Origin of the sequence: Rhodococcus sp. ARC_M6 (assembly GCF_022810305.1) — a bacterium.
Classification (GTDB): domain Bacteria; phylum Actinomycetota; class Actinomycetes; order Mycobacteriales; family Mycobacteriaceae; genus Rhodococcus_F.
On sequence record NZ_JALGQH010000012.1, the window covers coordinates 115,635 to 129,186 of the forward strand.

The window sequence follows — 13,552 nt, forward strand, 5'->3', positions numbered from 1 at the left end:
TATACTCCTTCGGCTAAACTGCTGGTCAAATGAGTGATATTGAGCGTGACCCCGAACCCCCAACATTTGCCGACCTCGACATCGATGATCGGGTACTGAAGGCACTGTCTGACGTGGGCTACGAGTCGCCCTCGCCGATCCAGGCTGCCACCATTCCTCCGCTGCTCGAAGGTAAGGATGTCGTCGGACTTGCCCAGACCGGCACCGGCAAGACAGCGGCATTCGCGATTCCTGTCCTGTCGCGTATCGATACGACGGTGAAGCAGACTCAGGCGCTGGTGCTGGCTCCGACCCGCGAGCTTGCACTGCAGGTAGCCGAGGCTTTCGGCAAGTACTCCGCCCACATCCCCGGGCTGAATGTCCTGCCGATCTACGGTGGCCAGAGCTACGGCGTCCAGCTGTCCGGCTTGCGCCGCGGCGCACACGTCGTCGTCGGTACGCCGGGCCGTGTCATCGACCACCTCGAGAAGGGCACTCTCGACCTGACCAATCTCGCCTACCTCGTTCTCGACGAGGCCGACGAGATGCTGAAGATGGGCTTCCAGGAGGACGTCGAGCGCATCCTCCGCGACACCCCCAGCCAGAAGCAGGTCGCACTGTTCTCTGCGACGATGCCCGGATCCATCCGTCGCATCTCGAAGCAGTACCTGAACAACCCGGTCGAGATCACCGTCAAGTCCAAGACGTCGACGGCCTCGAACATTAATCAGCGCTACATCCAGGTTGCGCATCAGCGCAAGCTCGACGCCCTGACTCGTGTTCTCGAGGTCGAAACCTTCGAGGCGATGATCATCTTCGTTCGCACCAAGCAGGCAACAGAAGAGTTGGCCGAGAAGCTTCGCGCTCGTGGACATTCTGCTGCTGCCATCAACGGCGACATCGTCCAGGCGCAGCGTGAGCGGACCATCGGTCAGCTCAAGAACGGTGCCCTCGACATCCTCGTGGCCACCGACGTTGCCGCCCGCGGTCTCGACGTCGAGCGCATTTCGCACGTTGTCAACTACGACATCCCGCACGACACCGAGTCCTACGTGCACCGCATCGGCCGTACCGGCCGCGCGGGCCGTCAGGGTGACGCGTTGCTGTTCGTCGCTCCGCGTGAGCGTCACCTGCTCAAGTCCATCGAGAAGGCGACCCGTCAGCCGCTCGCCGAGATGCAGCTGCCCAGTGTCGACGACGTCAACGCTCAGCGTGTCTCCAAGTTCGGTGATTCCATCACCGAGAGCCTGGCGTCCGAGAATCTCGCGTTGTTCCGCAAGATGATCGAAGATTACGACCAGGAACACGACGTTCCGCTCATCGACATCGCGGCAGCACTCGCTGTGCAGTCGCGTGACGGCGACGCATTCCTTCTCGCTCCCGAGCCGCCGGCACCGCCGCGTCGTGAGCGTGAGCCGCGTGAGCCGCGCCCGCCGCGCAAGTTCGACGATCGTGAAGCTCCGCGTTCGCGTGGACCCGAGGGTCAGGAATTGGCGACGTACCGCATTGCGGTCGGTAAGCGTCACCGTGTTGTTCCGGGTGCCATTGTCGGTGCTATCGCCAACGAGGGTGGCTTGCGTCGAAGCGACTTCGGGCACATCAGCATTCGTCCCGATCACAGCATCGTCGAGTTGCCGGCAGATCTGTCCAACGAGACCCTCGAGGCTCTTCGTCGGACTCGTATCTCCGGTGTCTTGATCCAATTGCAGCCTGATTTCGGACCGCCTCAGGGCCGTCCGGCCGGCGGCCGTGGTGGTCGTGATGACCGCCGCGGTGGCGGACGCGATCGCTTCGAAGACTGATCTTTTTCACTGAACAGGCGAAGGCTGATCTTTTTCACTGAAACAGGCGCTGCTCTCCAATTGGAGTGCAGCGCCTGTTTTGTTTGTCAGTGCCTGTTCGTCAGCGTGACGGTCAGAGGGTGCTCGGTTCGAGATCGGCGGGAGCGGATTGCTCACTGCCGGTATCGAATTGAGTGCGGTACAGCTCGGCGTACCGACCGCTGTGGGCGAGTAGTTCGGTGTGAGTGCCGCGCTCGATGATCCGTCCGGCTTCGACGACCAGAATCAGGTCGGCGGCGCGGATAGTGGAGAGTCGGTGCGCGATCACGACTGCGGTGCGCCCGGCAAGGGCTTCGCCCAGGGCTTCCTGAACTGCGGCCTCGGATGTCGAGTCCAGGTGGGCGGTGGCTTCGTCGAGGATGACGACTCTCGGCTGAGCCAAGAGCAACCGCGCGATGGTCAGACGTTGACGCTCACCGCCGGACAACCGGTATCCGCGTTCGCCGACAACGGTTTCGAGTCCGTCGGGCAAGGACGCAACGAGGTTGGTGAGCCTCGCCCGCTCGAGCACCTCACGCAACTCTTCCTCAGTGGCGCCGGGCCGGGCGAGCAGCAGATTAGATCGCAGGCTTTCGTGGAACAGGTGACCGTCCTGGGTGACCATACCGACGGTTTCCCGAATGGAATCGGTGGTCAGATCTCGGACGTCGACCCCGCCGAGTTCGACAGAACCGGAATCGACGTCGTAGAGGCGCGGAATCATCTGAGCGATAGTCGACTTTCCGGCGCCGGAAGTTCCGACGAGTGCCACCATCTGGCCGGCTTCGGTGCGAAATGACAGTTCGTGGAGAACGTCCTCGCCTCCGCGGTTGTCGAGGATCGCCACCTCCTCGAGGGAAGCAAGAGAGACCTTGTCCGCGGAAGGGTAGGCGAATTTCACGTTCTTGAATTCGACGGATACGGGTCCGTCGGGAACTACACCCGCATCAGGCTTTTCGGTGATGAGTGGTGCCAGGTCGAGAACTTCGAAGACACGCTCGAAACTGACGAGGGCGCTCATGACGTCCATGCGTGCACTGGCGAGTGCGGTCAGGGGTGAGTACAGCCGAGTGAGTAGCAATGCCATCGAGACAACGGCTCCGGCATCCAACTGCCCGCGCAATGCGTAGTAGCCGCCGAGTCCGTAGACGAGCGCAAGGGCCAGAGCCGAGACAAGCGTCAGCGCGGTGACAAAGATGGACTGCAGCATGGCGGTGCGGACGCCGATGTTGCGGACCCGTCGGGCTCGGACTGCGAACTCGGTGGATTCCTGTTCGGGGCGGCCGAAGAGTTTGACCAGAGTTGCACCCGGCGCCGAGAAGCGTTCGGTCATCTGAGTGCTCATGGCCGAATTGTGATTGGCGGCTTCACGACTGAGAGCGGCGAGTCTCGCGCCCATGCGCCTGGCCGGGATCACGAATATCGGTAGCAACAGTAGTGCAAGCATGGTGATCTGCCAGGAAATTCCGAGCATGACAACAAGCGTGATCACTAAGGTGACCAAGTTGCTGACCACGCCGGACAGCGTATTGCTGAACGCGCGCTGCGCGCCGATTACATCGTTGTTGAGTCGGCTGACGAGTGCGCCCGTACGAGTCCGGGTGAAGAATGCAATGGGCATCTTCTGGACGTGGTCGAATACTGCGGTCCGCAGGTGCAGGATCAGATCTTCACCGATACTCGCGGAGAGCCATCGCGTCAGCAGTCCGAGAGCTGCTTCGAGCAGGGCCACCAGTGCGATCAGCCCGGCCAGGATCACGACCACGCTGACAGCGTCGCCACCCACGATCGCGTTGACCACGTCGCCGGCCAGCACGGGAGTGGCGACGGCCAGTGCGGCGGTAACCACGCTGAGCACGAGAAACCAACTCAGATTGCGCTTCTGGGGGACCGCGAACGTCGCGATGCGCTTGAGTGCCTTCTTCGAGAACGGCCGTCTGTCTTCCTGCCCGTGCATCGCGTTGTACATCGCGTTCCGGGCAGTTAATTCCATACTCATGTCGGCGTCCTTCGTGTCGTACCGGCACCGAACGTTACGTTGTCGGTACGACATGAAGGTAAAGCCTCAAGCGCGCTTGAGGTCAAGAACGGGATTCAGTGGCGCTTCTCGAGCCCTACTGCTTCTCTCAGCCGTTCCGCTGCTGTTCGAAGCTCTGGATCGTTGAATGCGGATGATGCGAGCAGTGTGGCCAACGCCTCCGCGAGGACATTGAGTTTCTCTTGCGAGGCTTCGCTCGCACGGCGGCCGGCGTTCTCGAGCAGCACCACCAACAGGAGTGTGAAGACGCTCGCAACGGTGTGGATGGCAACTTGCCAGGCCTTGAGGTCTGTCCACCACGGCAAGCTGATCAGCCACACCACGACGATCCCGGCGCAGATGAAGAAGAACGGGGCCTGGCTGACCCGCAGTTCGGCGTGCTCTACGAAGCGGTCGAACGATGAACGGCGGTCACCGCCTCGGCGGCTTCGTGCGGCGTTGCTTCTTCGCTCCATCACCGGGAGTTTAGTCCCATCCTCGGTCGGTGCCTCGATGCCTTGCGCAGATCGAAGGCCTTTATCGGGCCACGTCCACCACGACACGGACAGGGTCGGACAGTGTTGTCACGGAGAAGGGACGCTTCTCGGTGACGCCGATGAACGACTGGGTCACGCCTTCGAATACCGAGGATCCGTTTACCTCGGTGACGATGCCACCGGCAACTCCGGGAACGGGATTGGGCCCGGAGTACTGATCCACGCCGCTGTCGAACGGGTAGGCGGATCCGTCGATCAGCACCTGGATGACTGCGCCGCCCGTGACGTTCATGGGCTTGCCGCTACCTTCCTGAACTGCTGCGTCGACGTACTTGACCCGCCATCCGGGGGTTCCGGTGCCGCCCATTTCGTAGACGACACGATCGAAGTTCTCGTGTGCGCCTATCCGGACGTCAGTGACGGTCAGCCTCGACTCGGACACTGCTGCCGAGGTTTTGTCCGAACTGTCCGTCGGGGCGGGTTCTGCCGTGGCTCCCGAACTGGTAGGCACGGAGGCCGAGGATGTGACTGCGGTCGGTGTCGCGACGGTTTCCTGCGAGCAAGCGGTGAGGCTTACACCTACTGCGATGGCAGCGATGGCGGCAAATGATCTCGTCCGGTTCGTTGTCATGCATCGATCGTAGGGCTCGCGAATGGCGGCGAGGCAAGCGCGGTGCTCGGAGTTATCTAACCGATATCGCCGTCGACGTAGAGCCACTGGCCGTCGATTCGTTCGAACCTGCTGCGCTCGTGGAGAATCCCGTGCTCCCGTCCGAATGAGTAGTGGGCGCGGAACTCGACGATGCCTTGGGAATCGAACAGACTGCCGCGTTCGGTGTCCAAGATCTCGAGCCGAGTCCATTGCTGGTCGGGGTCCAGATCCAGCGTCGACGGCCGGTGGTCGGAATGCCAAGTCCTCAGCAGATATTCGGCATCGAACACGGCAAAAGCCGTGTACCTCGAGCGCATCAGTGTTTCGGCAGTGGGCGCGGTGGCCTGTCCGGAGAGGTATCGGCTGCAGCACTCGCCCAACGGATTCCCGCTCCCGCAAGGGCAGGGAGAAGTTGGGGTGAGGGTAGACGGGTCGAATCGAATGGGGCGGCGCGAAGTCACCGCCCCATTACAGCACGAGAACTCAGACCAACTTGTTTTCGCGGTTGTCCCAGTAGGGCTTACGGAGGTCCCGCTTGAGGATCTTTCCGGTGGGGTTGCGGGGAAGGATTTCGACGACGTCGATGCTGGTCGGGCACTTGAACTTTGCTAGACGTCCGTGCGTGTAGGTAATGAGTTCGGTGTCGGTGATCTGTGCGTCCGCGGTGAGGACTACAACGGCTTTGACGGTCTCACCCCATCGCTCGTCGGGGACGCCGATGACTGCGACTTCGGCAATTGCCGGATGTTCGACGAGTACTCGTTCGATTTCGGGTGAATAGACGTTCTCGCCGCCGGTGATGATCATGTCCTTGAGCCGATCCTCGATGAAGACGAAGCCTCCTGAATCTGCTCGGCCCATGTCCCCGCTGCGCAGCCAGCCGTCGGGCGTGATTGCTTCGGCTGTGGCCTCGGGCTTGTTCAGGTATCCCGGTGTGCGCTGCTCCGACCGCCACCAGAGTTCTCCGGTTGCCCCAGCTTCGACGTCTTCGAGCGTGACGGGATCGACGACGCGCAATTCGACGCCGGGTATGGGAGTTCCGGCTGAGGCCATGCGTTCGACTTGCGATTCGTCGCGGTGCACGTCTGGCATGAGGGCGGTGACGACGCCGGCCAGTTCGGTCATGCCGTAGACCTGGATGAATTCGGTGTCCGGCCAGGCGGCGAGCGCTGCGCGCAACAACGGAAGCGGCATGGGCGCAGCGCCGTAGGTGATGCGTTTCAAAGCGTGGAACGCGCCGACGGCTTGATCGCCGGCCGCCAGGACGCCGGCGATGACGGGGGGAACCAGGAACGCGATGTTGGCGCCCGCTGCGAGGCCTGCGAATATCGAGGGTCCGTCGGCTTCGCGGGTGAAGTAGCAGCGTCCGCCGGTGTGAATTCCCATGATGGCGTAGCAACTTCCGCCGACGTGGAACAGTGGCATCGCGATCAGGAAGTGATCGTCTGGTCGCGCCGGCAGGATTTCGAGGACGTCGTTGCTGTGTGCGAACAGGTTTCGGTGGGTGAGCTGCACTCCTTTGGGGCGTCCGGTGGTTCCGGAGCTGTAGAGAATCAGGGCAGTGCTGTCAGCGCTGACTGCGGGCCGGGCGGCCAATGGAATGGCGTCGTCGACCCAGGGTTCGAACTCGTCGTTCTCGCTTCCGACAGTGATGATCAATTCGACGGCCGTCAAGCGGTCGCGCATCGCGACGACCTGGGGGAGTAGTTCACTGCCGACGAACAGGATTCGGGCGCCGCAGTCTGCGAGCACGTAGTCGAGTTCCTCGCCGGCGAGTCGCCAGTTGGGGACGGCGTTTGCGGCGCCGAGCAGGGAAGCGGCATACGTGATTTCGAGGCAGGAGAGATGATTTTTGTCGACAAACGCGACGGTATCTCCGGCGCCGATGCCAGCTTCTTCAAGCGCACCGGCGATGCGCAGGATTCGGTTATGCCACTGGGCCCACGTGTATTCGGTTCCCTGAAAGGTCATTGCCGGTTCTTCAGGTTTGATGCCGGCCCAGTGCTCGAGTCGATCGAAGATAATTGCAGTGGCGGCGTCGGACATTCGACCACCTTTCAGTGTGTGACGGGTGTCACAAGGCTAGTGGTCGTGGCCCGTCTGCATACGTATTTCCGAGGAAGGTGACCGTCGATTCGGACTGTTCGGACAAAGCGGCCCTGAGTTTCGTTCTCTGAATATCAGGGTCGTCCCCGATGGCGGCGGCGACTTGCAGACGACAAGATGGGAGCAGTGTCAGTAGGTGCCCGCATACTGGGCGCCGGATCAATCCGAAGTGAAGAGGAAGGCGATCATGAGTTCGCACGCCCAAGATATTGCGGCCCGCGCCGTAGGCCTGTCCAAGACGTACGGCACTGGAGACACCCAGGTACACGCACTCAGTGCTGTGTCCGCAGATTTTGCGCGCGGTGAATTTACGGCCATCATGGGCCCGTCGGGCTCGGGAAAGTCGACGCTGATGCATTGCCTGGCAGGTCTGGACTCGGCCAGCTCGGGGTCCGTTCTCATCGGCGACACCGAGTTGACAGGGCTGTCGGACAAGCAGATGACGGCACTACGACGCGATCGCATCGGGTTCGTTTTTCAGGCATTCAACCTGGTGCCGACATTGACGGCCCTCGAGAACATCACGTTGCCGCTTGATATCGCCGGTCGAAAGGCCGATCCGGCATGGCTGGACAATGTGCTCACGAAGCTCGGTTTGAAGGATCGGTTGGACCACCGACCGGGCGAGTTGTCGGGTGGACAGCAGCAGCGCGTGGCGTGTGCGAGGGCACTGGCAGGCCAGCCCGAAATCATTTTCGGGGACGAGCCGACGGGCAACCTCGATTCGCGTTCGTCGGGTGAGGTGTTGTCGATTCTTCGGTCAGCGGTCGACGAGTTCGGTCAGACCGTGGTTATCGTGACGCACGATCCGCGGGCGGCGGCCTATGCGGATCGTGTCGTTTTCCTGGCGGACGGCAAGATCGTCGACGAACTGCGTGAGCCGACGGCCGATTCCGTTCTGGATCGGATGAAGCGTCTGGATGCTCCGCAGGTTGCAGTCACAGTAGAAGCCGGAGCTTGACGATATGGCTTCGGTAACCAATTCGCCGATGCGCAAGGTGTCGATGCGTAACTTGGCGGCGCACAAGGTGCGATTGGCGCTCACCGTGTTGTCGGTGGTGCTGGGTACGGCTTTTGTCGCCGGATCGTTCGTATTCACCGATACATTGCAAAAGACTTTCGATTCGATTTTCGAGAACACCGCTCAGGGCGTCGACGTTCGGGTATCGACGGAAGAACGAAATACCGGCGGTGTTCCGATCGAGGACGTCGACAAGATCGCGGCGATCGACGGGGTTCGCGCGGTTGCACCCGCGGTCAGCGGGCAGATTGTTCTGATCAATGCCGATGGTGGCGCCGTGCAGACGGGTGGCGCTCCGAGTATCGGGCAGTCGTACCTGCCGGCCGACAAGGCGATTACGGATCCGGATCCGTACAAGGTGGGTGGGCCGCCGACGGCTCCCGGGGATGTCGCGTTGAACGCGAGTGCTGCCGAGCGGGCGGGTTTGACAGTGGGGGACCAAGCGCGAGTCCTGGTACCGTCGCGCGGAATCATCGACGTAACGCTCTCCGGCATCTACACGAGTTCGGGCAGTGACACCGGCGGTTACATCGGCGCCTTGTTCACTGATGAACAAGCCCGAGGACTGTTCACCGACGGTCAGCATGTCGACTACATCGATGTCGCCGGAAACGGAGTTTCGCAGACCGATCTTGCGCAGCGGGTCGAACAGGTTTTTCCGGATCTGAAGGTGCAGACCGGTGACCAGGTTCGAGAAGAGACAAAAGCCCAGGTTGATACGGCGCTCAGTTTCATCAACTATTTCCTGCTGGCGTTCGGTGCAATCGCATTGTTGGTCGGCACATTCATCATCTACAACACGTTCTCGATGATCGTCGCTCAGCGGTTGCGTGAACTTGCGCTGCTCCGCGCCGTGGGGGCGAGCCGGGCCCAGGTCGGGCGATCGGTGGTCACGGAAGCGCTCATCGTCGGGCTGATCGGCAGTGTCATCGGTCTGCTTGCCGGTATCGCTTTGGCCTACGGTTTGCGCGGGTTGCTTAATGCCTTCGACGTGGGATTGCCGGAAGGCTCGTTGCAGGTCAGCCCACGGACCGTCGTTGTCGCGTTGGTTGTCGGAGTTGTGGTGACAACGCTCAGCGCCTATGCGCCGGCGCGTCGGGCATCCAAGATTCCGCCGGTCGCGGCGATGCGGGAGGAGTTTGCGTCCACCGGAGACTCCCTGCATGTGCGAACGATCAGCGGCGCCGTTCTCGGCGTCATCGGTGCGGTCCTGTTGGTTCTCGGTTCACGGGGAACCGGTGAGGGCGCCGCATTGACTGTCGGCGGTGGCGCTTTTGCGCTGATCATTGCTGTCCTGCTCGGTGCTCCGGCGCTGTCGCAGCCGGTAGTCGGTGTACTCGGCGCGGTATTCGCAAAACCGTTCGGCGCGGTCGGCCGGTTGGCGCGTACCAATGCCGTCCGCAATCCGCGTCGTACTGCTGCCACCGCCTTTGCCCTGACGTTGGGCCTGATGCTGGTCACGGTCATCGGTGTGTTCGGTTCGTCAGCCAAGGCGAGTATCAATGCGCTTGTCGACGTGGGTGTATCGGCGGATTACATCCTGTCCGGTCCCAATGCGATCGGTGTTCCGCGCGGCGCGGCCGACGCGGTCCGAGCTCTCCCGGACGTGCAGAGTGCGACCTCCCTCCACGGAGTTCGGGCAAAAGTGAATGGGGAGGACGAGCAGGGAGCGTCCTTGGACGGACCCATCGACGGAGTGCTCGACTACCAGATCGTGGAGGGCACAGCTGATTTGTCCGGAAACAACATGATGGTTTCCCAGACGACCTCCAAGGACAACGGATGGACAGTCGGCTCGACCCAGACCTTGACGGGATCGAACGGCAAGCAATACCCGGCTGTAGTTGCGGGAGTCTTCGAGGACAACCAACTGATCGGCTCATGGATCGTTTCGGATGAGGCGTACCGGACATTGATGCCGGCTGACAGTTTGCCGGACTTCGCAGTTCTGGTGAAGGCGAAGCCTGGTACGGATTTGACGGCGCTGCGCGGCGAACTCGAGACGGCCACCGAAAAGTATGTGGTCATTCAGGTTCAGGACCGTGAAGAGTTCAAGGGAACTCAAGGGCAGCAGATCAATACGCTGCTGGCCATTCTGTACGGGCTTCTCGCATTGGCAGTGGTCATTGCGATCCTCGGCATCATCAACACGCTGGCGCTCTCGGTTGTCGAACGACGTCGAGAAATCGGAATGCTCCGTGCGGTGGGTATGCAGCGTGGGCAGATGCGACGGACGATTTACCTCGAATCCGTTCTCATCGCGGTCTACGGCGCTGCGGTCGGTGTGCTTCTCGGTATCGCCTTCGGATGGGCGTTCGTGAGCACGCTCAAGGATCAGGGATTGGGCGAGGTCACCATTCCATGGGGCCAGGTTGTCGGGATGCTGATCGGTTCCGGTGTTGTCGGTGTGCTGGCGGCTTTGTGGCCGGCCAACCGAGCGGCCAAGACAAAGCCGTTGGAGGCAATCGCCGACCTTTAGGGGACAAGCCCTCGTGCGCACTTTTGGTTGTGTGAACAGCCAAAAGTGCGCACGGGTAGCGTTGCTTCTTATGATTACCCTTCAAGAAGTCGGCGAACGTGAGTCTTGGCGTTGCTGGCTGTGTGACGAGCCCGTTGATCCCGACATGTCGGTTAACGACCCCCGCGGCCCGAGTATCGACAGCATCAACACCGTCAAAAAGGGCGGAAAGTCCAAGGGTGGGGTCGAGCGCTTGGCGCATCGGGCTTGCAATACCAAGAAGGGCGCCGTCAAACCTGTTGTGGCGTGGCCGGATCGGTTGTTCGTCGTGGATCCCGCGCCGATCATCGGAGTGGTGGAGCAGCTCGAACGTAAGGGTGGTCGGGTTGCGGTTGCACGCTGCCCCGGCAAGGACGATGCCGAGGATGCGTCGGAGTGGTTGATCGATCGACTTTCTCGCTTGGCTCCGAATCTCAATGTCGAAACGAGTATCGATCCCGCCGGCGGAGGATTCCTTTTGGTTCTCAAAACGGTGTAGTCGGATCGGGTCCGACTTCTTTCCGGGTGTCCTAACCTTGTCGTGTGCGATCGGAGTACGGTCGAACCGAACATGAATCCGGTTTCGAGTGCGAAGGAATCCCGATGAACCTGGCATTGACCGACGAGGAACTGGCGTTCCGGGACGAGATGCGGACGTTCTTCTGCACACAAATCCCCGAAGCGACGAGAAATGCGTACGCCCACGGCGAGGAGTTGGGTCGCGACCGGATGGTCGAGGCTCAGCAGATCCTGAACGCTCACGGTCTGGCTGTGCCTCACTGGCCGGTCGAGTGGGGCGGCAAGGACTGGACTCCGGTTCAGCACAACATCTGGCTCGACGAGTTGCAGTTGGCGTCGGTCCCGGAGCCGCTGGCGTTCAACGCCAACATGGTCGGACCGGTCATCGCGGCCTTCGGTTCGCAGGAACAGAAGGAGAAGTTCCTTCCGGCGACGGCGAACCTCGATATCTGGTGGTGCCAGGGCTTCTCCGAACCAGAAGCCGGGTCCGACCTCGCGTCACTCAAGACTCGCGCAGTTCGCGACGGCAACGACTGGGTACTCAACGGCCAGAAGACGTGGACGACGCTCGGTCAGCATGCCGACTGGATTTTCTGCCTCGTTCGGACCAACCCTGACGCACCCAAGCGTCAGGCCGGTATTTCGTTCATCCTCGTAGACCTGAAGACGCCGGGCGTGACGGTCCGCCCGATCAAGCTGATCGACGGTGGCTACGAGGTCAATGAGGTCTTCTTCGACGACGTGCGTGTTCCCGGCGAGAACTTGGTGGGTGAAGAGAATCAAGGTTGGGGCTACGCCAAGTTCTTGCTCGGCAACGAGCGCACCGGTGTCACCCGCGTCGGTTTCTCCAAAGTTCGTTTGGCTCAAGCGAAAGCCCGTGCTGCCGAGGTGAAGGTCGGCAACGGCACGCTTCTGGAAGATCCCCTGTTCGCAGCCCGTTTGGCGGAGCTCGAGAATGAATTGCTCGCGCTCGAACTCACACAACTGCGGGTAGTGGCGGGATCCGCGGACGGCAAGCCGAACCCGGCCTCCTCGTTGCTGAAGTTGCGGGGATCGGAGTTGCAGCAGGCAGCGGTCGAGATCCTCATGGACGTCGCCGGGCCTGATTCGTTGCCGTTCGACGCCGGTACCGATATCGCCTCGCCGGTGTGGGCGCAACGCAGCGCACCGACGTATCTGAATTACCGGAAGGTATCCATCTACAGCGGATCGAGCGAAGTGCAGCGCAGCATCATCGCTTCCTCGATCCTCGGATTGTGAGGCGTGGCATGGATTTCGAACTCAACGACGAGCAGAAGCTTCTTCGCGACACCACCAAGGATCTGCTTTCTCGTAGTTACGACGCCGAAAAGCGGAATGCCGTTACGGATTCGGATCCGGGGTGGAGTCCGTCGGTGTGGAAGCAGTTGGCCGAGGTCGGGCTGCTGGGCCTGACATTTTCCGAGGACGACGGCGGCATGGACGCCGGGCCCGTCGAGATCGGGGCTGTCATGACCGAGATCGGCCGACGCCTCGCTCCCGAACCGGTGCTCGACGCCGTTGTCACGCCGGGTGGTCTGATCTCGGAAGGTGGTAGCGTGCAACAACGTTCATCGATCCTTCCCGTAGTGGCCGAGGGCGTGATCTTCCTGGCTTTTGCAGATCAAGAACCCGGAATCCGTTGGCCTGCAACGCAGCGAACAACTTCTGCGAAGCCGTCCGGAGATGGTTGGAGTATCACCGGTGTCAAGAATCCGGTGGGACACGGAGCCACTGCGGACATTCTGGTCGTGAGTGCCACGTTGCCCGATGGGGGAGTCGGACTCTTTCTGGTCAAGAGTGACGCGTCGGGTCTGGTGCGAAAGTCGTACGCAACCCACGACGGATTGCGCGGCGCGCAGATCGAGTTCACCGACACACCGGCTGAGGCCCTGGGTGACGGAGGTGACGCGTCGGCGCTTATCGCAGCATCGCAGATTCGTGAGCAGGCGGCACTGTGTGCCGAGGCCGTCGGCGCCATGGAAGAGGCACTGAGACTCACCACGGAATACCTGAAGACGCGCAAGCAGTTCGGGGTCCCGTTGGCCAAGTTCCAGACCCTGACGCACCGGGCGGCAGATCTGTACGTTTCACTCGAGTTGGCGCGCAGCATGAGCCTGTACGCGACGATGTCACTGTCCGACGGCGTTGTTGATCCGGTGATTGCGTCTCGTGCCAAGTTGCAGATCGGGCGCTCGGCGCGGCTCATCGGGCAGGAAGCTATCCAGATGCACGGCGGCATCGGTATGACGGCGGAGTACCCGGTGGGGCATTATGTGAGCCGTTTGGTGGCTATCGAGCACACTCTCGGAAGTGCCGAGGATCACCTGCGTGTGTTGGCTGCCGGAGTGGCCGACCACGAAATGGTCACTGTGGTCTGATCTTTCACGTCGTAGTCGGGGCCGTATCCTTTTGTTTCAGGGTGC

General features: G+C 61.5%; 11 protein-coding genes. 6 read left to right on the forward strand and 5 right to left on the reverse strand.

What is annotated here, in order from left to right:
• The first annotated feature begins 29 nt into the window (after positions 1–29).
• A complete protein-coding gene (locus MTX36_RS15060; protein ID WP_243620545.1) occupies positions 30–1,781 on the forward strand; it encodes a DEAD/DEAH box helicase in 1,752 nt (583 codons plus the stop codon).
• A 112-nt stretch (positions 1,782–1,893) separates the two neighbouring features.
• Here the strand turns inward: MTX36_RS15060 and MTX36_RS15065 are convergent, their stop codons facing one another.
• From MTX36_RS15065 to MTX36_RS15085, 5 genes are all read right to left on the reverse strand, one after another.
• Positions 1,894–3,798 carry an ABC transporter ATP-binding protein gene (locus MTX36_RS15065; protein ID WP_243620547.1) on the reverse strand — a complete coding sequence of 635 codons (1,905 nt, stop codon included), beginning with the start codon at positions 3,796–3,798 and terminating at the stop codon, positions 1,894–1,896.
• A gap of 95 nt (positions 3,799–3,893) precedes the next feature.
• A complete protein-coding gene (locus MTX36_RS15070) occupies positions 3,894–4,292 on the reverse strand; it encodes a low affinity iron permease family protein (RefSeq protein WP_243620548.1) in 399 nt (132 codons plus the stop codon).
• A 61-nt stretch (positions 4,293–4,353) separates the two neighbouring features.
• A complete protein-coding gene (locus MTX36_RS15075; protein ID WP_243620550.1) occupies positions 4,354–4,944 on the reverse strand; it encodes a hypothetical protein in 591 nt (196 codons plus the stop codon).
• A gap of 56 nt (positions 4,945–5,000) precedes the next feature.
• On the reverse strand, positions 5,001–5,426 hold the full coding sequence (locus MTX36_RS15080; RefSeq protein WP_243620551.1) for a YchJ family metal-binding protein: 426 nt from the start codon (positions 5,424–5,426) through the stop codon (positions 5,001–5,003).
• Between the two features lie 22 nt (positions 5,427–5,448).
• Positions 5,449–7,011, reverse strand: coding sequence for a long-chain-fatty-acid--CoA ligase (locus MTX36_RS15085; RefSeq protein ID WP_243620553.1), 1,563 nt, complete (start codon positions 7,009–7,011; stop codon positions 5,449–5,451).
• A 247-nt stretch (positions 7,012–7,258) separates the two neighbouring features.
• Here MTX36_RS15085 and MTX36_RS15090 point away from each other — a divergent pair, with 247 nt between their 5' ends.
• The 5 genes from MTX36_RS15090 (at position 7,259) to MTX36_RS15110 (ending at position 13,507) form a co-directional block, all read left to right on the forward strand.
• On the forward strand, positions 7,259–8,032 hold the full coding sequence (locus MTX36_RS15090; RefSeq protein WP_094274197.1) for an ABC transporter ATP-binding protein: 774 nt from the start codon (positions 7,259–7,261) through the stop codon (positions 8,030–8,032).
• A gap of 4 nt (positions 8,033–8,036) precedes the next feature.
• Entirely contained in the window at positions 8,037–10,571 is a 2,535-nt protein-coding gene (locus tag MTX36_RS15095) for an ABC transporter permease (protein WP_243620554.1), read from the forward strand.
• A gap of 70 nt (positions 10,572–10,641) precedes the next feature.
• Entirely contained in the window at positions 10,642–11,088 is a 447-nt protein-coding gene (locus tag MTX36_RS15100; RefSeq protein WP_094274195.1) for a hypothetical protein, read from the forward strand.
• Between the two features lie 104 nt (positions 11,089–11,192).
• On the forward strand, positions 11,193–12,368 hold the full coding sequence (locus MTX36_RS15105; protein ID WP_243620555.1) for an acyl-CoA dehydrogenase family protein: 1,176 nt from the start codon (positions 11,193–11,195) through the stop codon (positions 12,366–12,368).
• A gap of 8 nt (positions 12,369–12,376) precedes the next feature.
• A complete protein-coding gene (locus MTX36_RS15110) occupies positions 12,377–13,507 on the forward strand; it encodes an acyl-CoA dehydrogenase family protein (protein WP_243620556.1) in 1,131 nt (376 codons plus the stop codon).
• Positions 13,508–13,552: the final 45 nt, after the last annotated feature.

Bases quoted from the DNA above. Each gene is read 5' to 3' on its own strand.
- MTX36_RS15060 (WP_243620545.1), top strand. From the start codon at position 30: ATGAGTGATATTGAGCGTGACCCCGAACCCCCAACATTTGCCGACCTC.
- MTX36_RS15065 (WP_243620547.1), bottom strand. From the start codon at position 3,798: ATGAGTATGGAATTAACTGCCCGGAACGCGATGTACAACGCGATGCAC.
- MTX36_RS15070 (WP_243620548.1), bottom strand. From the start codon at position 4,292: ATGGAGCGAAGAAGCAACGCCGCACGAAGCCGCCGAGGCGGTGACCGC.
- MTX36_RS15075 (WP_243620550.1), bottom strand. From the start codon at position 4,944: ATGACAACGAACCGGACGAGATCATTTGCCGCCATCGCTGCCATCGCA.
- MTX36_RS15085 (WP_243620553.1), bottom strand. From the start codon at position 7,011: ATGTCCGACGCCGCCACTGCAATTATCTTCGATCGACTCGAGCACTGG.
- MTX36_RS15090 (WP_094274197.1), top strand. From the start codon at position 7,259: ATGAGTTCGCACGCCCAAGATATTGCGGCCCGCGCCGTAGGCCTGTCC.
- MTX36_RS15095 (WP_243620554.1), top strand. From the start codon at position 8,037: ATGGCTTCGGTAACCAATTCGCCGATGCGCAAGGTGTCGATGCGTAAC.
- MTX36_RS15100 (WP_094274195.1), top strand. From the start codon at position 10,642: ATGATTACCCTTCAAGAAGTCGGCGAACGTGAGTCTTGGCGTTGCTGG.
- MTX36_RS15105 (WP_243620555.1), top strand. From the start codon at position 11,193: ATGAACCTGGCATTGACCGACGAGGAACTGGCGTTCCGGGACGAGATG.
- MTX36_RS15110 (WP_243620556.1), top strand. From the start codon at position 12,377: ATGGATTTCGAACTCAACGACGAGCAGAAGCTTCTTCGCGACACCACC.